Source organism: Oscillospiraceae bacterium, assembly GCA_025757985.1.
Lineage (GTDB): Bacteria > Bacillota > Clostridia > Oscillospirales > Ruminococcaceae > Gemmiger.
Window position 1 is genome coordinate 662,870 of the sequence record CP107210.1, and the last position, 22,176, is coordinate 685,045.

19 protein-coding genes and 1 tRNA gene are annotated in these 22,176 nt (G+C 58.4%); 3 read left to right on the top strand and 17 right to left on the bottom strand.

Annotated features, from left to right (window positions below; genetic code table 11):
• Positions 1-4: 4 nt before the first annotated feature.
• Positions 5-460 carry an ACT domain-containing protein gene (locus tag OGM67_03335; GenBank protein UYJ35382.1) on the top strand — a complete coding sequence of 152 codons (456 nt, stop codon included), beginning with the start codon at positions 5-7 and terminating at the stop codon, positions 458-460.
• A gap of 50 nt (positions 461-510) precedes the next feature.
• On the opposite strand, the gene OGM67_03340 is transcribed toward OGM67_03335, so the two are convergent.
• From OGM67_03340 to OGM67_03350, 3 genes are read right to left on the bottom strand one after another with little or no spacing between them, the layout of a single operon-like run.
• On the bottom strand, positions 511-1,491 hold the full coding sequence (locus tag OGM67_03340; protein ID UYJ35383.1) for a CPBP family intramembrane metalloprotease: 981 nt from the start codon (positions 1,489-1,491) through the stop codon (positions 511-513).
• A complete protein-coding gene (locus tag OGM67_03345; protein UYJ35384.1) occupies positions 1,478-1,954 on the bottom strand; it encodes a hypothetical protein in 477 nt (158 codons plus the stop codon). The genes OGM67_03340 and OGM67_03345 overlap by 14 nt, the downstream gene beginning before the upstream one ends.
• 3 nt (positions 1,955-1,957) lie before the next feature.
• Positions 1,958-2,155 carry a helix-turn-helix transcriptional regulator gene (locus OGM67_03350; GenBank protein UYJ35385.1) on the bottom strand — a complete coding sequence of 66 codons (198 nt, stop codon included), beginning with the start codon at positions 2,153-2,155 and terminating at the stop codon, positions 1,958-1,960.
• A gap of 169 nt (positions 2,156-2,324) precedes the next feature.
• On the opposite strand from OGM67_03350, the gene OGM67_03355 reads away from it, so the two are divergent.
• Complete coding sequence (locus OGM67_03355; GenBank protein ID UYJ35386.1) at positions 2,325-4,262, top strand: NAD(+) synthase; 1,938 nt, start codon at positions 2,325-2,327, stop codon at positions 4,260-4,262.
• 51 nt (positions 4,263-4,313) lie between these two features.
• On the opposite strand, the gene OGM67_03360 is transcribed toward OGM67_03355, so the two are convergent.
• From OGM67_03360 to alaS, 6 genes are read right to left on the bottom strand one after another with little or no spacing between them, the layout of a single operon-like run.
• The gene (locus tag OGM67_03360) at positions 4,314-4,901 is read right to left on the bottom strand and encodes a DUF4093 domain-containing protein (GenBank protein UYJ35387.1); all 588 of its coding nucleotides are present in this window, start codon (positions 4,899-4,901) and stop codon (positions 4,314-4,316) included.
• Positions 4,898-5,929 (bottom strand): DNA polymerase III subunit delta, encoded by a 1,032-nt coding sequence (gene holA, locus OGM67_03365; GenBank protein UYJ35388.1) that lies wholly within the window; start codon positions 5,927-5,929, stop codon positions 4,898-4,900. Before holA ends, OGM67_03360 begins: the two co-directional genes overlap by 4 nt.
• Positions 5,916-7,985, bottom strand: a complete 2,070-nt coding sequence (locus OGM67_03370) for a ComEC/Rec2 family competence protein (GenBank protein ID UYJ35389.1) — start codon at positions 7,983-7,985, stop codon at positions 5,916-5,918. Before OGM67_03370 ends, holA begins: the two co-directional genes overlap by 14 nt.
• A gap of 3 nt (positions 7,986-7,988) precedes the next feature.
• Positions 7,989-8,528, bottom strand: a complete 540-nt coding sequence (locus OGM67_03375; GenBank protein UYJ35390.1) for a phosphoribosyltransferase family protein — start codon at positions 8,526-8,528, stop codon at positions 7,989-7,991.
• A 49-nt stretch (positions 8,529-8,577) separates the two neighbouring features.
• Positions 8,578-8,922, bottom strand: coding sequence for a histidine triad nucleotide-binding protein (locus OGM67_03380; GenBank protein ID UYJ35391.1), 345 nt, complete (start codon positions 8,920-8,922; stop codon positions 8,578-8,580).
• 40 nt (positions 8,923-8,962) lie between these two features.
• Positions 8,963-11,623 (bottom strand): alanine--tRNA ligase, encoded by a 2,661-nt coding sequence (gene alaS, locus OGM67_03385; protein ID UYJ35392.1) that lies wholly within the window; start codon positions 11,621-11,623, stop codon positions 8,963-8,965.
• 387 nt (positions 11,624-12,010) lie between these two features.
• Here alaS and OGM67_03390 point away from each other — a divergent pair, with 387 nt between their 5' ends.
• On the top strand, positions 12,011-12,700 hold the full coding sequence (locus OGM67_03390) for a DUF421 domain-containing protein (GenBank protein UYJ35393.1): 690 nt from the start codon (positions 12,011-12,013) through the stop codon (positions 12,698-12,700).
• Positions 12,701-12,738: 38 nt separating this feature from the next.
• Here OGM67_03390 and OGM67_03395 read toward each other — a convergent pair.
• The 8 genes from OGM67_03395 to OGM67_03430 all read right to left on the bottom strand — a co-directional run bounded on the left by OGM67_03395 (position 12,739) and on the right by OGM67_03430 (position 22,160).
• A tRNA-Ala gene (locus OGM67_03395) sits at positions 12,739-12,814 on the bottom strand.
• 184 nt (positions 12,815-12,998) lie between these two features.
• Positions 12,999-13,973 carry a 6-phosphofructokinase gene (pfkA, locus tag OGM67_03400; protein ID UYJ35394.1) on the bottom strand — a complete coding sequence of 325 codons (975 nt, stop codon included), beginning with the start codon at positions 13,971-13,973 and terminating at the stop codon, positions 12,999-13,001.
• 166 nt (positions 13,974-14,139) lie between these two features.
• On the bottom strand, positions 14,140-17,676 hold the full coding sequence (locus OGM67_03405) for a DNA polymerase III subunit alpha (GenBank protein ID UYJ35395.1): 3,537 nt from the start codon (positions 17,674-17,676) through the stop codon (positions 14,140-14,142).
• Positions 17,669-18,589 (bottom strand): DNA-binding protein WhiA, encoded by a 921-nt coding sequence (gene whiA, locus OGM67_03410; protein UYJ35396.1) that lies wholly within the window; start codon positions 18,587-18,589, stop codon positions 17,669-17,671. The genes OGM67_03405 and whiA overlap by 8 nt, the downstream gene beginning before the upstream one ends.
• 34 nt (positions 18,590-18,623) lie before the next feature.
• Positions 18,624-19,487 (bottom strand): RNase adapter RapZ, encoded by an 864-nt coding sequence (gene rapZ, locus OGM67_03415; GenBank protein ID UYJ35397.1) that lies wholly within the window; start codon positions 19,485-19,487, stop codon positions 18,624-18,626.
• A 16-nt stretch (positions 19,488-19,503) separates the two neighbouring features.
• Entirely contained in the window at positions 19,504-20,430 is a 927-nt protein-coding gene (murB, locus tag OGM67_03420) for a UDP-N-acetylmuramate dehydrogenase (GenBank protein ID UYJ35398.1), read from the bottom strand.
• A gap of 27 nt (positions 20,431-20,457) precedes the next feature.
• Complete coding sequence (locus OGM67_03425; protein ID UYJ35399.1) at positions 20,458-21,414, bottom strand: ROK family protein; 957 nt, start codon at positions 21,412-21,414, stop codon at positions 20,458-20,460.
• Positions 21,411-22,160 (bottom strand): PHP domain-containing protein, encoded by a 750-nt coding sequence (locus OGM67_03430; protein ID UYJ35400.1) that lies wholly within the window; start codon positions 22,158-22,160, stop codon positions 21,411-21,413. Before OGM67_03430 ends, OGM67_03425 begins: the two co-directional genes overlap by 4 nt.
• Positions 22,161-22,176: the final 16 nt, after the last annotated feature.

Here is a 22,176-nt window from a genome sequence, read left to right on the forward strand (position 1 = left end):
GTTTATGTACGGCGTCAGCAAGATCACCAGTGAGCAGAACATTATGCTCACCACCTTCCCGGGTGCCCAGTACAGTGCCCAGAGTCTGGCCGAGCATCTGGATGTCTTTGCAAAGGCAGGTATCGTGGTGGATATGATCTGCCAGAGTGCGCCCCGCGGCTCTGCGGTGGATTTCAGCTTCACGACCAGCTATGACAACTTTGCCGCTGTTATGCGGGCACTGCCTGCTGCGGCCAAGGCCAATCCCCCGCTGGTCTCCGGCGGCTACAGCAAGATCAACCTCTTTGGCGAGGATATGGTCACCAGCTGCGGTGTCGGCGCCCGTGCGCTGGCCGCTCTGGCCGGGGCAAGCATCGAGATCGTGCTTATCACGACCAGCGACCTCGACATTTCGCTGTTGATTCGCCAGCAGGACGAGGACGCCGCCCTCGAAGCCCTGCACAAGGCGTTTGCAGTCTGACGGCAATCAAAAAACAGGTGCAGCCCCATTTAAAGGGCTGCACCTGTTTTTTATTTATTCTTGCGGTAGCACTTTGCTGCCAGAAATGGCAGGAATACAACCCCATACATGATGGCGCTGATTGCCACATCGGTCCAGCTGATGATCTGATTTGAAATATCCGCCGTACCAGTCCAGACTAAGACCATGTTGTTGTTGAGGTAGTGCAGCACCACGGGGAGCCAGATATTTTTGCCGCACTTCTCATACGCAAAGGTGAAAAATACACCGAGTGTCACGCAGACAACAAGCTGTGCGGCAATGCTCTGCAGTGAGGTGTCGGGGCTGTAGAAGAAAAGATTCAGCGGCAGATGCCACAGCCCCCACAGCACGCCTACCGCCAGTGCGCCGCGCCGTGCGCCGAAGCGGCCTTGCAGGGCTGGCGTCAGGTAATAGCGCCAGCCGTATTCCTCGCCAAAAAACGGCAGAAAGCTCAGAAAGAAGTTCGGCACAAGCACCACTGCCATAACCCACGGTGCAGATGTGCGCCAGTAGGCCAGATATTCAGCCCAGCTATCACCGCCCTGCATCGCCATCGAAAGAAAGACCATAGCGGTCTTGACCGCAAGGAAATAGACGCAGATACCAAGAGCCGTCAGCAGCTTGCCGTGCAGGCGCAGGCCGCAGGCCTCGCGCTTTGTTTTTTTCTCGGTCAGCAGCAAAATCCAACCCAGCACCGATGCGATAACAATAACAAGGTTGGCGATATATAACCACTCCCCCTGCGGCGCAGCGGCGGAAAGCGCACTCATGATCAGCATAATAGCTGTAACCAGCAGGTGCAATATGTAAAACCGCTTGGGCGTATCCGGCCGCCGCGCCAGCAGGAAGGCCAGCATGACACCCGCCGCCGGGTAGAACATCTGGGCGTTGGCAAAAATGCTTGTATCCTGCCCGTTCTGCAGGCAGATGTATAAGAGCGGCATCATCAGAAACGGAATTGCGTAAGCACAGAGCGCAAAGACAGTCAGCTCTTTTTTATTCGTTTTCATCGTCGTCCTCCTTGGGGTTTTCCAACTCAGCGTGGCGCTTTTTGTAAGCCTTCATACTGAGCTGCAGCAATGCAAAGCACAGCACCCAGGTACAGACCCCCATGATGACCGCCTGCAGCACCGCAATGCCCGCGCCAAACTCTGCAAATTTGATAAGCCCCCACACAAACACGGCAGCACCGCCCACAACGGACACAACGGCATTGGTTTTCGTATTCGGTTTAAGGTGGCGGTCCCAGATACCGGCACGCAGATCACTTATGACCGCATAGGCGCACCCCAGCATAAAGATAAACCATTCTGCCGCCATCTCCCGCGGGGTAAAGCCCAGCAGACTTTCGATGATAAGCGCCGCCAGCAACAGCACCCACAGCGCCCAGAAGCCGCAGGACTCAATTTTTAAAAGGGTCTGCTTTTGCATTTCATCAAGATTGTCGCGCTTAAAAAATTCTTTTATGTTCATCGCTCATTCCTCCCAGAACAGCTCGTCCAATGTCTTGCCCAGCACCTTGCAGATGCTGCGGCAAAGGTTGATCGTAGGGTTATACTCCCCTTTTTCAATGGCGTTGATGGTCTGGCGGGACACGCCTACCGCCGCCGCCAGATCCGCCTGCGTCATATCGCGCACGGCGCGGGCGGCTTTCAGCTTCAAGTTTTTTGCCATGTCGCTTGTCCTTTCTTCTTACGGTGGCTTTATTATATCGCGTGCTTTACATTATGTCAAGTATATATTACTTTTTGAATGATATTTTTTGCTTGTAAAAGCAGCACTTGCGGCCCGGCGCGCGCTGTGCTATGATAATTTTATATACTATGATAAAGGAAGTTTGGCTATGAAGTACAGCTTTCCCGCTTTTGAAAACGGTTTTATCCGCGCCGCCGCAGCCAGCCCCGCCCTGCGCGTGGCCGATTGTGTGTATAATGCCGAGCAGATCATCGGCGTCATGCGCGAATACGCCGAGAAAAATGTTCAGCTGCTCTGCCTGCCGGAGTTTGCCCTGACAGGCTACACCTGCAGCGATCTATTCTTGCAGGACACCCTGCTGCGCGGGGCGGAGGACGGCCTCGCTGCCATCTTAAAGGCCAGTCAGGGCCTCAACCTTGTGGTTCTGGTCGGTCTGCCGGTGCGCTGCACCGGCAAACTGTACAACTGCGCCGCCGTTGTGTGCAACGGCGAGCTGCTGGGCCTTGTACCAAAGCTGCATCTGCCCAACTACGGTGAGTTCTATGAAAAGCGCCACTTCATCCCCGGTATGCGTTCGCCGGAGTGCATCGAGCTGGCCGGGCAGGAGACGCTGATCGGCACCAACCTGCTGTTTGCCTGCAAGCAGATGCCTGCCTTTGTGCTGGCCGCCGAGGTCTGCGAGGATCTGTGGGCGCCTGTCCCGCCAAGCTGCGCCCACGCGCTGGCCGGGGCCACGGTGGTGGCAAATCTCTCCGCCAGTGATGAGACCGTCGGCAAGTCCGCCTACCGCCGGGCGCTCGTCTGCGGGCAGAGTGCGCGGCTGCTCTGCGCCTATCTCTACGCCGATGCCGGCCATGGGGAAAGCACCACCGATATGACCTTTGCCGGGCACAATCTGATTGCCGAAAACGGCAGTCTGCTGGCCGACACCGCCCCCTTTGCAGGTGAGGCTGCCGTGACCGAGCTGGATCTTGGCCGCATGGTGCAGGAGCGCCAGCGCAACACGACCTTTATGCCGGAAACGGCTGGCTATACCACGGTAGAATTTGATCTGCCGCCGATCAGCCTTGCCCTGACGCGCCCTGTCTCCTGCACGCCCTTCGTGCCGCAGGACGCTGCCACCCGCGCCGAGCGCTGTGAGCTGATCCTGCGCATTCAGGCCGAGGGCCTTGCCAAGCGGATGGAGCATACCCACGCCAAATGCGGGGTGATCGGCATCTCCGGCGGGCTGGACAGTTGTCTGGCCCTGCTGGTGGCCGTGCGCGCCTGCAAGGTTCTGGGCCGCGATGCCAAGGACATTGTAGCGCTGACAATGCCCTGCTTCGGCACCACAAAGCGCACCCGCTCCAACGCCGAGATTCTGTGCGAGGCGTTGGGCGTGACCTTCGCCGAGATCAATATCACGGAGACTGTCAAAAGTCACTTCGCAGACATCGGTCAGCCTGCCGACAAATACGATGTCACCTTTGAAAACTGTCAGGCCCGCGTGCGCACACTGGAGCTGATGGATTACGCCAACAAGAATGGTGGCTTTGTCATCGGCACCGGCGATCTGAGCGAGCTTGCACTGGGCTGGGCCACCTACAACGGCGACCACATGAGCATGTACGGCGTCAATGCCGGCGTGCCCAAGACGCTTGTGCGGCATATCGTGCAGTATGTAGCAGACACCTGCGGCAGCGACACGCTGCGCGGGGTGCTGCTTGACATTCTGGACACCCCAGTCAGCCCCGAGCTGTTGCCCACCGCCGAGGACGGCACCATTGCCCAGCAGACGGAAAAGCTGGTCGGCCCGTATGAGCTGCACGACTTCTATCTCTACTATGTGCTGCGCTTTGGCTTCAGCCCGGCAAAAATCTATCATCTGGCCCGCACCGCCTTTGACGGCAAGTATGAGCCGGAGGTTCTGCTGGCTTGGTTAAAGAACTTCTATCGCCGCTTCTTTGCCCAGCAGTTCAAGCGCAGCTGCCTGCCCGATGGGCCTAAGGTCGGCTCGGTCACGCTGTCCCCCCGCGGTGACTGGCGTATGCCCAGCGATGCCTGCAACACCCTGTGGATGGCCGAGCTGGAAAAGCTCGAGGTTTGATCTGACTGCAGCAAAAAAGCATCCCGGAGTCATTTTGACTCCGGGATATTTTTATAGGGTTTTGATTTCTGCGCAGAGGGCATCATAGGTGTACAGCGTGTTCAGCACCTGCAGCAGCTCCTTTTTGCTAAGCCGCGGCGGAAGGCCCAGCCGATGCAGCAGCGCACGGCGGTTTTCCGCACTGTTGGCCGTGCCGGAGATACCCCAGTCATACAGGTCTGTGTAGGTGATGGCGCGGCTTTTTGCGGTGTCTGCGCGAGGCACAGCACTCTCCAGCGCCGTCGTCAGCCCCTGCAGGATCAATGCATCGGGTACGCCCTCAACGCCCAGCAGGCCCTCTTTGCCGGGCTCTGCCTTGCGCGCCTCCTTGCCCGGCAGCGCCGGCACATAGGCCTGCAGGACATGCTCTGCCCCTACCAGACCTGTCACATAGTGGCGTATCTTAAAGCCTGCCGCATCGGAATCTGTCAAAATGATGAGGCCCTGCGCAGCGGCTATTCGCTTGAGCAGCTTTTGCAGCGCAGCGTCCCGGAAGACACGGAAACCGTCCGTTGTCAGGATCGTGCCGTCCACGATATTGGCGAGCCGGGCGGCATCGTATTTTCCCTCCACCAGCAGGGCCTGCTCTACTTTTATCATGCTTTCCTCCCGGCCAGTGCCAGCTCACACAGCGCCTTCTGCATCAGCAGGTCGGCGTCCAGCTTGCTGCTTTTCAGATCGGTGTCCAGCTGCTGCAGGATGCGCAGGCAGCTTTCCAGCTGGCTGCGGTTGAACCGCGCCGCCGTTTTTTCCGTTGCATTGAGCCGGTAGTTCCAGTTGCCCTTATAGCCGAAATCCTTGGCTACATCCCCCAGACTGCGGCGGCTGCGGCGGCCCAGCAGCACGCGGTACAGATCCAGATAGTTGCTGATCAGCGCGCCCGTGATCATGATCGGGTCATTCTGCAGCGCCAGCAGCGTCTTGAGCTTTTGCTGTGCCTTATCGGTCTGGCCGCCGGTAAGCAGCTTTACCATGTCAAAGGTATCCGCATCCAGCGTCACAGTGCCCAGCTGGCCAACCATCTGCTGTGTGATCGTGCCGTAGCCGGACAGAGCCGCCAGCTTTTCGATCTCGTTTTTCAAAAGGAACTGATCCTCACCGCAGCGCACCAGCAGGGCAGCCTCCGCCCCCGGCGCAAAGGCAGCACCAGCCTGCTTTGCCCAATCGCGGGCCATCGCCTGCAGCGCCGCCCCTGTGGGACGGTTGATCTGCACGCAGTACCCCAGCTTTTCGCAGCAGCCGATAAGCTTCTGCTCCCGCTTGCCGGGGCGCAGCTTGCCGTACGCCTCCTCTACGACCCCCGTCATGACAAAGATCGCATTTTCCGTGTCCGACAAAGTATCGCAAAGCTCCTGCAGGTCCTTGTCTGAGTAGGTCGATGGGCGTATCAGCGGCATAAGCACCAGCCGCTTGCCGCCAAAGAAGGAGATCGTACCCGCTGCCAGCACGATCTCCTCCACCGAGGGGGTCGGGCCGTCCAGCACGGTCGTCTCCGGGTCATCGCGGTTCAGATATTTTAAGGCCTTCCGTGCAGCGGCGTGGACAAGGGCCTCATCCGATGCATAAAAATAGTACAGTGCGCAGCCGGACTGCAGGCGTTTTTCAAGTTCTTTTTCACTGTATAGCAATCGTCTGTGCCTCCTCCCAGATCATGCTGCGACCGGGTCGCAGGGTCAGGCCCGGCGCCTCATCGCCATAGCGCAGCTCGCAGCTTTCGATTTCATCCAGCCATTTTGGGTGGCATACCGCAGTCAGGATCGTGTCTGCCTGCACGGCATCGGACAGCGCCCCCGGCGCACAGAGTACATCCACACGGATCGGTTCGGCCAACTGTATGCTGCCTGCCCCCACCGCAATATGGCGGTCGCCGATGCCCAGCACCGCCAGACTCGCGCTTTTATTATGATACAGGTCGAGCGTCAATCCGTCAAGCACCGTGCGGGTATCAAATTCCGGCTGGGCCTGCATCGTCACGACCTCCGCCGCCGTAAAGTCCAGTGCCGTAGGTCTGGCGCGCAGATCCACCAGCAGGGCAGGTTCTTGTCTGCTGCGCCCGGCAAGATACCTCTCAACGGCGCTCAGGTTGCTTTCGCCGCCGCGGAAAAGCACCACTGCCTGCCCGTTCTGCACACAGACCACGCAGGGATTGTTGGACGCGCCGACAAGATTTATCTCCACCACATCCCGCTGCATCCATATCCCCATGACAACGGCGGCGGCTGTGCAGATCAGCGCAGCAATCGGATACACCCGCATCCCTTTTCCATGCCAGTAGTATAGAGCCAGCGCGCCCAGCACCGCCAGCACAAACAGCGTGTACCGCTGCGGTAAATAGACAGACGCAAACGGCAGTGCCGCACAGCGCTCAACGATTCCGAGCATTGCCTTAAGCCAAAAGCTGAGTACCAGCCCCGTAAGGTTTACAAGCGGCAGTAAAAACGGCACGGCACTGAAAATCAACAGCAGGATACCCATCTGCAGGGCGGGCTGCAGCATCCACACGACCAGCACATTGCAGACAATGCCCACAAGACTGGTGGACATGCCATGGGCTACCAGCACCGGCAGGGTGGCAAGGCTGGCGAGTGCCGCCACCTGTACAGGCTCCGCAAGGCGGCAAACCAAACGCAAAGCGGCCGACTTGCCTTGCGCCGCCGCACGCCGCTCAGCCTCGGTCAGAGCCGCCGCAGCCTGCACGCCCAGCACGGCACAGAATGACAGCTGAAAGCCTATATCACAGGGTGCGTAGGCATTCTGCAATCCTATCAGGACTGCGGCAAAGCCAGTGGATGTCAGCAGATCGACAGGCTGCAGAAGAAACTCCCCCGCCAGCGCTACCGCCAGCACCAGCCCCGCGCGCAGCACCGACACCGGTGCCCCGGTCAGCAGCAGATAAAACAGCGCCGCCGCACCGCGCAGCAGGATAAGCGGCTTATAGAACCGCCACCGCCGGCCGAAGCCCAGCAGCCCGCAGAGCAGCGCCAGATGCAGCCCGGACACCGCCAGCAGGTGCGACACCCCTGCGGCGCGGAACGCCTGCTGTACGGCATTCTCAAGGTGACTTTTATCGGCCAGCAGCATCGCCGCCTCCATGCCGTCCAGCCGCTTCGGCAGCCAGCGCCGCAGCACGGCGCTCCAGCGTTGCCGCAGACGAAAAAGAGCAAATCGCGGCGCCTTGCTGGCCGCAAGGCCGCGGTAGTTGCCGAGATATTCCGCCTGCAGGTAGACGCCCTTGCTGTTGCGGCTCAGGCGGTAGCGGTTGTCCGGAAGACTGCTCAGCGCAAAGCTTGCCTCAAAACGCTCTCCCGCGCTTTCCCCGGGAAAGGACGAGCATTGCACCCGCAGCCGGGCGGGCTTACCGTTGATCTCAGTCAGCCGCAATGTGCCGCGCAGGCGGCTATCACTGTAGGAAGCCTCTGCGTCTGTCTCCACCACAGCTGTACAGGTGACTGTCTGCCCCGCCAGCGCCCGGCATGGCTGTACAAAGATAAGCGTAAACAGTGCAAACCATGCCAGCCCGCACAGCGCCCCCAGCAGAGGAGTCCTTACATCCCTGCGCCTTTTCCAAAATGCCAGCAATGCCAAAAATGCCGCCGCGGGCACACAGACCAGCGGCGGCAGATTGGCCGCAGCAAGCTCAGCCCCGGCAAAGCCGAGACCGAACCAACCGAGCTTTCGTTTCATTGCTTAGTGCAGGAAGAGCGGCAGCGGCTCCAGGAAGAAGATGTCGGTGCGCTTGGCGGCATCCCCCTCCGCCAAAGCGGCACAGCAGCCCACAACGGTGCCGGTGCTCTTGGCCGCCAGCGTCTCCAGCGCGTGCAGAGAGCCGCCGGTGGAGATGACATCATCCACGATCAGGATGCGCTTGCCATCCATATACTCGATGTCCTTCTTGTCGATGACAAGCTTCTGCTTGCCCTCGGTGGTGATGGACTGGTCCTCAATGATGACCGGCTCACGCATATACAGCTTCGGGCCCTTGCGTGCCGGGATCCAGTATTTGCCGCTCTGGCGTGCCATTTCATAGGCCAGAGGAATACCCTTGGCCTCGGCGGTCAGGATCACATCAAACTCCGGCGCCTTTTTCAGCAGAGCAGCGGCGCAGGCCTCGGTCAGCTCCACATCGCTGAACATGATAAAAGCAGCAATGTCCAAGTGATCATTGACCTTGCAGATGGGCAGTTCACGGGTCAGGCCCGCGATATGCAATGTATAGGTATCTGCCATGATGGTTTTACCTCTCCTTACTTTTACAAATGCGCTGCAGCCTTCGCCATCAGCCCGGAGGCCAAGCGAGGCTGCGCTTGGCCAGCACATGGAAGTGCAGGTGCTTCACGCTCTGGCCGCCGTCCTCACCCACATTGGTGACAACGCGGTAGCCACTCTCATCCACACCCAGCTTGCGGCAAAGCTGCGCAATCACGGCATAGATATGGCCCAGCAGGGCGGCATCATCCTCTGTCAGTGCCGCAGCAGACGCAATGTGGCGCTTCGGGATGACAAGGAAATGCACAGGGGCCTGCGGGTCGATGTCGTAGAAGGCCAGCAGGGTGTCATCCTCATACAATTTGTTTGAGGGGATCTCGCCTGCGGCGATTTTACAAAACAGACAATCCTCCATCCGGAATCCCTCCTTTGCATTGGATTTTATGAGAACCAGATCAATGGTTCATCTCGGTCTTGACGATCTCCGGCACAGCGTTCAGCGCCTCATCGATCTTGGAGGCATCGCGGATACCGGCCATTGCAAAGTCCGGCTTGCCGCCGCCGTTGCCGCCTGCGATGGCCGCGATCTTCTTAACGAGGGCGCCAGCCTTCAGGCCGCGGGCCATGGCATTTTTGGAAACACCGACAGCCATCATCGTCTTGGCTCCATCGCTGCCGATCAGAACCGTCACGGCGTTGGGGGCCTTGTCGCGGACCTTATCGACCATATCGCGCAGGGTATCGGCACCGGTACCGGTCAGATAGGCAGAAACGATGCGCACGCCGTCCACATCGGCGGCATCCTCAAACAGACCGTCGATCTTGGAGGCAGCAACCTGTGCCTTGAGGATATCCAACTGCTTGGCAGTTTCCTTCAGCTCGGCGGCCAGAGCCTCGGCGCGGGCCGGAGCGTCCTTGAGGTTGTTGGCCTTCAGGGCAACCGCCGTCTTGGCCAGCGTCTCGGTGCGGTCATCCAGCAGGTCAAGCACACCGAAAGCGGTGGTAGCCTCGACACGGCGGATACCGGCGGCCACGCTGGACTCGCTCAGGATCTTGAAGCAGCCGATCTGTGCGGTGTTGGTCACATGGGTGCCGCCGCAGAACTCCGTGCTCCAGCCGCCTGCATCGACAACACGGACGACATTGCCGTACTTCTCACCGAACAGTGCCATAGCGCCCATCTTCTTGGCTTCCTCAATGGGCAGGTTCTTCACGGTGACAGGCAGGGCCTCGTAGATCTTCTCATTCACGCGGCGCTCGACCTCGGCCAGCTCGGCGGGAGTCACAGCGCTGAAATGGGTAAAGTCAAAGTGGGTCAGGCGGTCATCCTGATAGCTGCCGGCCTGATGGACATGCTCGCCCAGAACCTCGCGCAGAGCCTTCTGCAGCAGGTGGGTAGCCGTGTGGTTGCGGCAGATAGCGGCGCGGCGCTTCTCGTCCACAGAGGCAGTGACCTCATCCTCAACATGGATGGTGCCGTCCAGCAGCTCGCAGGTATGGACAAAGTAGCCCTTCGGGGTCTTTTTGACCTGCGTGACCTTCAGCTTGGCATCACCGCTGACAAGGTAGCCGTGGTCTGCGACCTGACCGCCCATCTCGGCATAGAACGGGGTCTTGTCCAGCACGACAAGCACGCCCTCCTTGACCTCGCCGGCTTCATCGGTGGCAATGGCGTCCACAAGCTCCTCACCGTCGGACAGTGCCAGCACCCTGGCCTTCTCGCTCAGCGTCTCATAGCCGTCAAAGCGGGTAGGCTCTGCCGTCAGCTCGCCGAACAGGTCGGCGCTCCAGCCAGAAATATCCTTTGCCAGACGCTCGGCGCGGGCGCGCTCACGCTGCTTGGTCATCTCAATATGGAAGGCTGCCTCGTCGACTGCAAGGCCGGCCTCCGCAGCAATCTCACGGGTCAGATCGAGGGGGAAGCCGAAGGTGTCATTCAGCTTGAATGCCTCAACGCCGGACAGAACCTTCTCATGCGCCTCCTTCAGGCGGCCCATCATGCCGTTCAGAATGCTCAGACCGGCATCAATGGTACGGCCGAAACGCTGCTCCTCGGTACCGATGACCTTCTTGATATAGGACTCATGCTCGCGCAGCTCGGGGTAGCCTGCCTCGCTGGATTCGATAACCGTGTCTACCAGCTCGGTCAGGAACGGGCGGTCGATGCCCAGCATACGGCCATGGCGCGCAGCGCGGCGCAGCAGACGGCGCATAACATAGCCGCGGCCCTCGTTGGAGGGCAGGATGCCATCGGATGCCATAAAGACCGTGGCGCGGATGTGGTCGGTGATAACGCGGATGGAAATGTCATCCTTCTCGTCATCGCCGTACTTCTTGCCTGCAATGCGCTCCACATGGTGCAGAACAGCGGCAACGGTATCGACCTCAAACAGGTTGTTAACATCCTGCATGACAACGGCCAGACGCTCCAGACCCATACCGGTATCAATGTTGGGTCTGGCCAGCAGCTCATAGTTGCCCTTGCCGTCAGCATCGTACTGGCTGAACACAAGGTTCCAGATCTCCATGAAGCGGTCGCAGTCACAGCCGACACCACAGGTGGGCTTGCCGCAGCCGTACTTCAGGCCGCGGTCAAAGTAAATCTCCGAGCAAGGGCCGCAGGGGCCGGAGCCATGCTCCCAGAAGTTATCCTCCTTGCCCAGACGGACCATGTGATCCTCGGGGATGCCGACCTGCTTCGTCCAGATGTCGTAAGCCTCGTCATCCTCCTGATACACGGAAATATACAGGCGGTCAGCGGGGATCTCCAGTTCCTTGGTCAGGAATTCCCATGCCCAAGGGATAACTTCCTTCTTGAAGTAGTCCTGAAAGCTGAAGTTGCCCAGCATCTCAAAGAAGCAGCCATGGCGGGCCGTGATGCCGACACGCTCAATATCCGGGGTGCGGATGCACTTCTGGCAGGTAGTCACGCGATGGCGCGGCGGCTCCTCCTGACCAAGGAACCACTTTTTCATGGGGGCCATGCCGCTGTTGATCAGCAGCAGGCTGGGGTCATCCTTCGGCACCAGCGGGAAGCTGCCCAGGCGCAGATGATCCTTCGTCTCAAAATAGTGCAGGTACTTCTCACGCAGTTCGTTCAATCCGGTCCATTGCATAGGTATTGTTCTCCCATCCATAAAATTGCGATCGCGCCGCCACAAAAAAATACAGCCCACGCCCCACTGCAGGGACGAAGGCTGTTATGCTTCCGTGGTACCACCCAGTTTGCGATACGCACTGCGCACCGCCGCTTTGTGTCTGCGTTAACGCCGCAGGTACGCTCAGCTCTACGCCGAAAGCTCCGGGGTGGCTCTGCCGTACTCACGCTGAAAACCTTGCACCGTGCGGTTTTCTCTCTAAGAAGCGGAGAGGCGGCATTGGCCCTTTCATCGCTATTTTTCCTTTTACAGGCTTATTATATGCCGTTTTGCCCGTCTTGTCAACGGTTTTCCGTATAAAAAAGCGCAACTGCGCAAAAGCTACCCGCAGGAGGGTGTGTTTTTATGTCTGACATTTTTACAGAGATCGGGCAGGTCGTGCTGACGAGCCTGCTCTCTTTGGCCGCCATGTTCATTTTTACCCGCGCTGGCGGCAAGCGGCAGATTGCCCAGATGAGTCCGTTCGACTATCTGAATGCCGTCACGGTGGGGTCCATCGGTGCGGAGCTTGCTACAAATCTCGAGCAATGGCTGCGCCCCTTCTCCGCGCTGATCGTATACGGTGTTGTGACATGGTTCGTCCACTACAGTGCCTGCAAAAGCAACCGGATGCGCAGCTTTTGGAGCGGGCGCAGCCTGATTCTGATGGACGGCGGCACGATTTTAAAAGCCAACCTGCAGCGGTGCGCCATCGACCTGAATGAATTCCTCGGCCAAGCCCGTGTGGCCGGATACTTTGACCCCAACGAAATCGAGACCGCGATTCTGGAAACCAACGGACAGATCAGCTTTTTGCCCAAAAGCCGCGCCCGTTCCCTGACGCCGGAGGATATGCAGTTGCACCCTGCCGCCGCCAGTGCCTGGTATGACCTTATCATTGATGGGCAGCTTATGCAGGACAATCTGCGGGCAGCCGGACGCGATGAGCGATGGCTTGATGCCCGCCTTCACGCAGAAGGCATCGGACAGCGCAGCGAGGTGTTCTATGCCGCCTGCGACAAGGGCGATGGTTTTTTTGCCTGTCGCGCGAAATAAACAAAAACGACCCGACAGAAATCTCTGTCGGGTCGTTGTGGTGGAGAATACCGGGATCGAACCGGTGACCTCTTGCATGCCATGCAAGCGCTCTCCCAGCTGAGCTAATCCCCCATGCTGGCCGCCGTCAGTGCCGTTTGCTCCTGACAACGGTTGTTATTATAGCAAAGCTGTCATGGATTGTCAACAGGTTTTTGCAAAAAACTTTATATTTTTCCTTGCTTTTTGCCTGCCCATTTTTCGGTTCTTGCAAAAACAGAGCCGTACTCCATTCGGAGTACAGCTCTGTAAAGATTCGTCAGATGGAAATCGTGTTGGCGATTTCGATCATGTCACGGTCGATGGTCTTGTGCATGGACAGCGCAACATTAACATCATAGTCAACGATCTTGTCACCGGAAACAGCAACCACACGGTTGTAGATGCCCTTGTCCAGCAGGTCAATGGCGTGATAGCCCATCAGGGACGCATTCACACGGTCGCGGACCGTCGGAGAGCCGCCGCGCTGAATATGGCCCAGAACCGTAGCACGGGAGTCAACGCCGGTAGCTGCCTGAATCTGGTTTGCCAACTCGTTGGCATCAATAACGCCCTCAGAGACAATGATGATGAAGTGTTTTTTGCCGGTGACCTGCGTCTGGCGCATACGGTCAAGAATGTCGCGCTCAAAATCGAACGGAATCTCCGGCAGCAGAACCGCCACAGCGCCAGTCGCAATGCCGACATTCAGGGCGATATAACCCGCGTGATGGCCCATGACCTCGACCACACTGCAGCGGTCATGGCTCTGGGTGGTATCACGCAGCTTATCAATGGCCTCAACAGCGGTATTCATAGCCGTGTCGTAGCCGATGGTATACTCACTGCAGGCAATATCATTGTCAATGGTGCCGGGCAGGCCGATGCAGGGAATTCCCTGATTTGCCAGCGCACGGGCGCCCATGAAGGAGCCGTCACCGCCAATGACGACCAGTGCGTCAATGCCCAGCTCCTTGCAGCGGGCAAGACCCTTCGCCTGACCTTCATTCGTTTTGAATTCAAGGCAGCGCGCCGTGTACAGGATCGTGCCGCCGCGGTGGATGATCTCAGACACGCTGCGCACATTCATCTCATACACTTCGCCGTTGATCAGGCCGTTATAACCACGCTGGATACCCATCATGCGGTATCCCTTGCTGATGCCTGCACGGACAATCGCACGCACTGCAGCGTTCATGCCGGGTGCGTCACCGCCACTGGTGAGAACACCGATCGTTTTGATTTCCTTAGCCATAAAGCGAGCCCCTCCTATTCGGGAACTATGGACCCGCCTGAAACATCATGTTTTATTCAGGCGTGGTCATCACGTTATAATAATTTTTTAACAAACTCGTGACTACCCACATTATACCACACTTTGCCCCGGGTAATTATGGATAAATCGCGCAAAACACATGGATTTATTTTGCAGACTGTTCAATATTTTGAATTTTTACGCAGTCCTTGCCCAAAATACGCTCCAGTTCTGCGCGCAGCAGCGGATCATCCCGCACCGCCATGTGCCTTGCCAGCATTGCCTTGCCCGTATCCCGAAAGCGGAAATAAACTTTTACCGTGCCCCCGTCAAAAATGTTGCAGAGCAGATTTTCCACCTTATGCATCTGCGGGCAATCCCGCGCAGGCACCGTCAGGAAATAGCCGGCGGCCCCTCCCCCGCTCGTTTCGCGCTTAACGCGCTCCACACGGTTGCGGCCGAAGCTCTGTGCCGGGTCATAGGTCTCTATGGACTGAACGCCCTCCACAATAAGGCGGGCCGCCTCATCCTCCTTGACAGAGACACGGCCGTTCGCCACCACAACTGCATTTTCCTGCAGGGCGGCGCGGCATTCTGCCAAAATACGCGGGAATACAAGCAGTTCCATACTGCCGGTCAGATCCTCCACGGTCGTAAACGCCATCAGCGTGTTGGATTTCGTGGTCATGATCTTGTTCCTTACGATGGTGCAGACCAGTGTGACATTCTGGTTGTCGAACTGCTTTGCATCCTCCCCCAGCAGCTGGGCGATCGTACAGGTGGACACCTGAGCGATCTGACTGCGGTAGGCGTCCAGCGGGTGGCCGGACAGGTACAGACCGGACACCTCTTTTTCCATCTTCAGCAATTCGGAGGCGGCGTATTCCGGCAGTTCCGGCACCTTATAATCATCGGCAGGCTTTTCATTGCCGCCGCTCATCAGGCCGAACAGATCCATTTGCCCATCCAGATTCTGACGGGCATCTGTCTCCACACTTTTCAGGATGCCCTCCACGCTTTCCAGCATACCACGCCGGGTCGGCTCCAGTGCATCAAAGGCACCCGCCTTGATAAGATTTTCCAAGGCGCGGCGGTTCAACTCCGAGCCGTGCAGCCGCTTGCAGAAGTCGTACAGGCTGCGGTAGGGCCGCTGCGCGCGTTCTTTGATAACGGCATCGATCAGGCCGCGGCCCACGCTCTTGACTGCGTTCAGGCCAAAGCGGATCAGATCGCCGTCCGCCGTAAAGCCGCCGCGGGAGATATTGATATCCGGCTGCTGTACCTTGATGCCAAGGCGCTGACATTCGGTGGTATATTCAATGACCTTGGAGGTGTTATCCAGCACGCTGGTCAGCAGAGCCGCCATAAACTCATGGGGATAATGGCATTTCAGGTATGCCGTCTGGAACGCTACATAGGCATAGCAGGCAGCGTGGGATTTGTTGAAGGCGTAGGACGCAAAGCTGATCATATCATCATAGATCTGATTTGCTACATTTTCCGGCACACCGTTGGCAACGCAGCCTGCACATTCTTTGCCGGGCTCCTTGCAGCCGTGCACAAAATGCTCCCGCTCGGCCTCCATGACCTTGAGCTTTTTCTTGCTCATGGCGCGGCGCACATTATCAGCCTGTCCGAAGCTGAAGCCGGCCAGCTCGCGGCAGATCTGCATGACCTGCTCCTGATAGATCACAACACCGTTGGTGACATCGACAATGTGGGCCATCCGGGGCGTCTTGTAAGACACCTTGGAGGGGTCCTTGCGGTTGCGCAGATAGGTCGGGATGGAATCCATCGGTCCCGGCCGATACAGCGAAATCAGGGCGATGATATCCTCCAGATTTTTTGGCCGCATACCGGTCAGCACCTGCGTCATGCCGGTGGATTCAAGCTGGAAGATGCCCTCCGTCTCGCCCTTGGCAAGCATTGCGTAGGTGTCAGGGTCATCGTAGTCGATGCCTGCCACGCGGAAATCCGGGTGCTTGCGGCGCACAGCCGTCTCGGTATCGTGGATGACTGTCAGGGTGCGCAGCCCCAGAAAGTCCATCTTCAAAAGGCCCAGCCGCTCGATCTCCACCATATTGAACTGGGTGACAGGCAGACCGTCATTGGTCGAAAGCGGCACATATTCGGTGGCAGGGTCACGGGTAATGACAACACCGGCCGCATGGGTAGACGCATGGCGCGGCATTCCCTCCACCTTCAGCGAGGTGTCGATCAGATCATGGACCTGCGTGTCAGCGTCATAGAGCGCCTTCAGATCCGGGCTGACCTCAAGCGCCTTTTTCAGCGTCATTTTCAGATCCGTCGGGATCAGCTTTGCCACCCGATCCACATCCTGATAGCCCATGCCCATAACACGGCCCACATCGCGCACCGCAGCGCGGGCGGCCATCGTGCCAAAGGTCACGATCTGGGCTACATGGTCGCGGCCGTATTTCTCGTTTACATAGTCGATGACCTCCTGACGGCGCTCGTAGCAGAAGTCAACATCGAAGTCGGGCATCGAGACGCGCTCCGGATTCAGGAAGCGTTCAAAAATCAGGTTATAGCGGATGGGGTCAATGTCGGTAATGCCGACGCAGTAGGCCGCCAAGCTGCCCGCGCCGGAGCCGCGCCCCGGCCCCACGGGAATATCGTGGCTTTTGGCATAATTGATGAAGTCGTAGACGATGAGGTAATAGTTCGTGTATCCCATCGTCTTGACGACATTGATCTCATAGGTCAGGCGTTCCTTCAGTGCATCGGTCACCTTCCCGGGGTAACGGCGTTCCAGTCCCTCCCAGCAGAGCTTCTCAAAGTAAGCCTGATTCTCCATACCGTCAGGGGCCTTGAAATACGGCAGCTTTGTCTCGCCGAAGGTAAATGCAAAGTTGCACTGCTCTGCGATTTTATTTGTGTTTTCGCAGGCTTCCGGCACCATCGAGAACAGCTCGTACATCTCATCGGTGCTTTTCAGATAGAACTCATCGGTCTGAAATTCCATCCGATCCACATCGTTGATGGTCTTGCCGGTCTGGATGCAGAGCAGGATGCTCTGCATCTTGGCGTCCTCTTTCGTTATATAGTGGGCATCGTTGGTTGCCGCCATCGGGATACCGGTTTCCCGCGCGAGGCGGATAAGCTGCGGCAAAACGACCCGATCCTCCTCCAGACCGTGATCCTGCAATTCAATGTAGTAGTTGCCCTCGCCGAAAAGATCCCGATACCACAGCGCCGTCTGCTTGGCACGGTCGTAATCCCCCGCCAGAATCGCTCTGGGGATCTCGCCTGCAAGGCAGGCTGACAGACAGATAAGCCCCTCATGATGCTGCGCAAGCAGCTCCTTATCAATGCGCGGCTTGGAGTAAAAGCCCTCGGTAAAGCCTGCGGACACCATCTTGATCAGGTTTTTGTAGCCCGTCTCGTTTTTGCACAGCAGGATCAGGTGGCTGTTGCCGTCAATGCGGTTCACCTTATCAAAGCGAGTGCGGGTCGCAACATAAACCTCACAGCCGATGATCGGCTTGATGCCCGCCGCCTTGGCAGCGTCAAAAAACGCAACGCAGCCATACATAACACCGTGGTCAGTGATAGCACAGGCCGTCTGCCCCATCTCCTTGAGCCGGTCAAACATCCGGTCAATGCGGCAGGCGCCGTCCAGCAGGCTGTACTCGGTATGCACATGCAGGTGGGTAAATTGTCTCGGGGTGTTTTCAGACATGGGTCGTTTCCTTTTCATTGGGCGCTGCGGCAGCATCCAGTCGGGCAGCCGCCTCCTGGATCTTCTTCATCCGGTGGGAAAGCCCGGCCTTGCTGACGGGCGGGTCAAACTTCTGCGCCAGTTTAGCCAGCGGCAGGTCCGGGTACTGCATCCGCAGCTTGGCCGTCAGGCGCAGATTTTCCGGCAGGGTGTTCATAGCCCCCGCAGCCTGCAGCTTTTCAATAGCCAGCTGCACCTGCACGGCGGCCTGTACACTTTTACCGAGGTTCGCCGTTTCACAGTTGGACAGGCGGTTCGTCTTATTGCGCATCTCATTGTAAAGGCGCTGGTCCATGATGCGCATGGCCGCGCCGCCCGCCCCCATGAAGGTGAGCAGATCCTCGATATGATCTGCCACTCTGATGTAGATGGTATTGGCGCCCTTGCGCAGTGCGCGGTGGGGGTGGAAATCATGCTCGGCCAGCATAGCCTCCAGCTGCTGGGACAGATAATGCCGGGTCGAGAGAAATTCCAGATTATAGCTTTTTTCCGGGTCGGTCATCGTGCCGCAGCAGAGGAATGCCGTGGCGATAAAAGCCTGCATACAGCTCTGGCATTTAAAATTCTCCGGCCGGATGCGCAGCGTAGGCTCCTTGCCGGTATGGCCGAACAGCGCCAGCATCTTTGCCACCTCGGCAGGCTCCTTGACGCTGAATTCATATACCGGGCCGGTCGGGCGCTCCTTGCTCAGCACAGTGCTCTGCACGCCGCAGCGGCGGTAGAGCTTTTGCGCAAAGGCGGCCACGCCCTCGTTTTCGGTCTGCAAGACCACACCGCGGTCATCAAAGTATTTGCCAAAACAGGCCACCGCATAGGCGGCGGCCATGTTACAGCAGGGCTTTGCAATTTTACGGCGCAGTATTTCGTTTTTCACTTCTTGAGAAAAGCTCAAGTCGGTGTACTCCTTATTATAGACTTCGTTTTACATCGCGGTGCTGCACACTGGGGGCGTAGCCCAGCTTTTCGCAAAACGCAGCGATCTTGCGTGCAAAGGTAATCGAGCGGTGCTTGCCGCCGGTGCAGCCCACCGCAATCATCAGCTGGCTTTTGCCCTCCTTGACATACAGCGGCAGTGCAAACTCCAGCATGTGCTCATAGCGGCGCAGAAGCTCCTGTGAGTCGGTCGATGCCATCACATAGTCAACGACCTCCTGATCAAGGCCTGTCTTATGCTTGAGCTCCGGCACATAGAAGGGATTGGGCAGGCAGCGCACATCAAGCACAAGGTCGGCCTCCTGCGGCAGACCGTACTTGAAACCGAACGACACCACGGTCAAGGCCATCGGGCTTTCCCCTTTATCCAGAAACAGTCCGCAGATGCGCTCACGGTTCTGCGCTGCCGAGAGCAGCGAGGTATCGATCACATACTTTGCCTTGTCCCGCAGCGGCTGCAGCAGCTTGCGCTCCCGGGCGATTGCCTCGGTGATGGGGACCTTTTCGCTGATGGTGATGGGGTGCTGGCGGCGGGTCTCTTTATAGCGGCGCTGGATCACGGCGTCATTTGCATCCAAGAACAAGATATCATAGTCGATCTTTTTCTCGTCCAGATCTGCCAGAGCCTCCTTGAGCTGCTCAATGCTGCGCACGCCGCGCACATCCATGACAACTGCCACACGGCTGAGCTGGTTTTCGCCCTGCAGGGCGAAGTCCACGATACGCGGCAGCAGCGCCACCGGGATGTTGTCAATGCAGAAAAAGCCGATGTCCTCCAGTGCGTTGACAGCCATAGACTTGCCCGCGCCGGAAAGCCCCGTCACGATCAGAAAATTCATCTTCCCCACCGCTCTCTTATTTTACCACGCGGATCTCGCGTTCCAGCACGAAGCCGGTCTTTTCCTTAACGATACGGCTGACCTGCTCGGTCAGCTCCACCACATCGGCGCAGGTCGCACCGCCGCGGTTGATGACAAACCCGCAGTGCTTTTCGCTGATCTGCGCACCGCCCACAGTGAAGCCACAGAGACCGCAGTCCTCGATCAGCTTGCCTGCAAAGGCCCCCGCCGGGCGCTTGAAGGTGCTGCCGGCGCTGGGCCACTCAAGGGGCTGCTTTTCCCTGCGCTTGCCGAGAAGCTCCTTCATCCGGGCCAGAACCTCCGCACCGTTGCCGCGGTGCAGCACGACCGTAGCCGACAGGATGCACCAGTCGGGGTGCTGTTCAAACACGCTGGTGCGGTAGCCCATGGCTAGATCCTTTGCCGACAGCACACGCAGCTCAAGCGTGTCGTCCAGAAAGGTCACGCTCTCCAGCACATCCTTCATTTCCCCGCCGTAGGCACCGGCGTTCATATAGACGGCACCGCCCACCGTGCCGGGGATGCCGCAGGCAAACTCCAGCCCGGTCAGGTCAAGCGACTGTGCCTTGCTGCACAGGCGGCCCAGGGTCTGGCCGGCCCCGGCGGTAATGCGCACCACATCGGTGCCTGCATCGGAATATTCCATCTGGGAAAGTCCGCGCATATCCACTACTGCGCCGTCAAAGCCCGCATCATCAAACAGTGTGTTGGAGCCATTGCCCAGCAGGTAGACCCGCACACCGTTTTCACGGCAGAGGCGCAGCGTTTCACGCAGCTGCTCTGCATTCTGCGGCGCGCACCAGAACACCGCCGGGCCGCCGATCCGAAAGGTCGTATGAGCCGCGAGCGGCTCCCCCTGCACAAAGGGCAGCTGCTGCCTTGTCAGTGCATCGCACAGTGCTGTGATCGTCTTTTCCTGCATGGATGTCCTCCGTCAGAATCGCTTGCATCAAATAGAATTTTCCAGAGCCGCCGCACCGATCACGCCGGCATCGTTGCGCAGCGTGCAGGCACAGATAGCCGGGAACTTGCCGGTGGTGATGTTGCGGGTCTCATTCTCAGCATATGCGCGGACAGGTGCCAGCAGGACCTCGCCCTGATTGGAAACGCCGCCGCCGATGCAGATGACCTCCGGCTCAAAGGTGTTGATGACATTGGCAATGCCAACGCCCACATACTCGATCCAGCTGTCCACGACCTTTTGTGCGGTCTCGTCCCCCTTGGCGGCGGCGTCAAAGGCCAGCTTGGCATTGACATGGTCGATGTCCTGCGTCATCTGCCACATGATGGTGTTCTTGTTTTCCTGCATGGCCTTCTTAGTCTCGCGGGTCAGGGCGCTGGCGGAGGCATAGCGCTCCCAGCAGCCCTTGCGGCCACAGGTACACTGGATGCCGTCCTTGACGATGACATTGTGGCCCATCTCACCGGCGGCAAAATTGAAGCCGCGCAGGATCTTGCCGTTCAGGATAATGCCGCTGCCGATGCCGGTGCCGAGCGTGATGATGACGGCATCACGATAGCCCTTGGCGCCGCCCGCAATGTACTCACCGAACGCGGCAGCGTTGGCATCGTTTTCCACATAGACCTTGCAGCCCAGCAGATTTTCCATATCCGGGCCAAGGTTCCAGTCATAGTACCCGAAGTTCGTGTTGAAGCCGACAAAGCCGGTGGTGAAGTTCACGCTGCCCGGGGTGCCGATGCCGACATAGCGGATGTCCGCAAAGTCCACCTTGTTCTCGCGCGCCACAGTGCGGCACAGGTCTGCCAGAGCCTTCTCAAGATCCTGCGCCGGGCGGGGCAGACGGGTGGCCCAGGTCACCTTGCCGACAACCTCAAATTTTTCGTTGACCAGACCGGCGGTCATCGTGGTGCCGCCCAGATCAATACCAATCGTATACTTGCTCATAACAAAATTCCTCCTACTTCTTCTGCACAGGGCTTACCGTGCAGTTGTAATTCACGAACCAGATTTTCCCGCGTTGCGTTCACGATCAGCTCCTGCGGGAATTGCATTTCCTCCAGCATGGCATACAGGGCACACAGGCCGTGCTGCAGCTGGTATGTGCTGTGGGCATCGCTGTCCACCGCAATGCGGCAGCCGTTGGCAAGGCATGCGGCCAACAGCGCCCGCATATTGGGGATGCCGTCCTTGCGGACATTGAATGAGTTGCCGTTGAGCTCCACGACCTTGTGGTTTTTAGCAAACGCTCTGGTGACAAGGTCGTAGTCATAGCGGTAGTTTTCCTGCTCGGAATGGCCGATACAGTCCACATAAGGGTTTTCGGCCACAGCCAGCCAGAGACGATCTGCCTCCCTGCGGGTCAGAAGCCCCGGCACACAGGTGCTGTGGATGGACGCCACGACCCAGTCCTGCGCCTTGAGCTGGCTTTGCGAAAGATCCAGCCCGCCCTTGGTATCCATGACATTGGCCTCGGCACCGTAGAGGATCACCACACCGTCCATGGTGCGGGGCATGGCGCTCCAGTTTCCGAAATGCCATGCATGCGGTGCATCGGGCATCGCGGGGGCGTGATCCGTCACGGCGAGGGCGCAATAGCCCAGTGCCTTGGCGGCAGCGGCCATCTCCGCAAAGGTGTTGTAGGCGTGGGTGGCGCACAGCGTGTGGGTGTGCAGGTCTGCAATCATCTGCATGGAATGAAAAAACCTC

Bases quoted from the DNA above. Each gene is read 5' to 3' on its own strand.
- OGM67_03335 (UYJ35382.1), top strand. From the start codon at position 5: ATGTACGGCGTCAGCAAGATCACCAGTGAGCAGAACATTATGCTCACC.
- OGM67_03340 (UYJ35383.1), bottom strand. From the start codon at position 1,491: ATGAAAACGAATAAAAAAGAGCTGACTGTCTTTGCGCTCTGTGCTTAC.
- OGM67_03345 (UYJ35384.1), bottom strand. From the start codon at position 1,954: ATGAACATAAAAGAATTTTTTAAGCGCGACAATCTTGATGAAATGCAA.
- OGM67_03350 (UYJ35385.1), bottom strand. From the start codon at position 2,155: ATGGCAAAAAACTTGAAGCTGAAAGCCGCCCGCGCCGTGCGCGATATG.
- OGM67_03355 (UYJ35386.1), top strand. From the start codon at position 2,325: ATGAAGTACAGCTTTCCCGCTTTTGAAAACGGTTTTATCCGCGCCGCC.
- OGM67_03360 (UYJ35387.1), bottom strand. From the start codon at position 4,901: ATGATAAAAGTAGAGCAGGCCCTGCTGGTGGAGGGAAAATACGATGCC.
- OGM67_03370 (UYJ35389.1), bottom strand. From the start codon at position 7,985: ATGAAACGAAAGCTCGGTTGGTTCGGTCTCGGCTTTGCCGGGGCTGAG.
- OGM67_03375 (UYJ35390.1), bottom strand. From the start codon at position 8,528: ATGGCAGATACCTATACATTGCATATCGCGGGCCTGACCCGTGAACTG.
- OGM67_03380 (UYJ35391.1), bottom strand. From the start codon at position 8,922: ATGGAGGATTGTCTGTTTTGTAAAATCGCCGCAGGCGAGATCCCCTCA.
- alaS (UYJ35392.1), bottom strand. From the start codon at position 11,623: ATGCAATGGACCGGATTGAACGAACTGCGTGAGAAGTACCTGCACTAT.
- OGM67_03390 (UYJ35393.1), top strand. From the start codon at position 12,011: ATGTCTGACATTTTTACAGAGATCGGGCAGGTCGTGCTGACGAGCCTG.
- pfkA (UYJ35394.1), bottom strand. From the start codon at position 13,973: ATGGCTAAGGAAATCAAAACGATCGGTGTTCTCACCAGTGGCGGTGAC.
- OGM67_03405 (UYJ35395.1), bottom strand. From the start codon at position 17,676: ATGTCTGAAAACACCCCGAGACAATTTACCCACCTGCATGTGCATACC.
- rapZ (UYJ35397.1), bottom strand. From the start codon at position 19,487: ATGAATTTTCTGATCGTGACGGGGCTTTCCGGCGCGGGCAAGTCTATG.
- murB (UYJ35398.1), bottom strand. From the start codon at position 20,430: ATGCAGGAAAAGACGATCACAGCACTGTGCGATGCACTGACAAGGCAG.
- OGM67_03425 (UYJ35399.1), bottom strand. From the start codon at position 21,414: ATGAGCAAGTATACGATTGGTATTGATCTGGGCGGCACCACGATGACC.
- OGM67_03430 (UYJ35400.1), bottom strand. From the start codon at position 22,160: ATGCAGATGATTGCAGACCTGCACACCCACACGCTGTGCGCCACCCAC.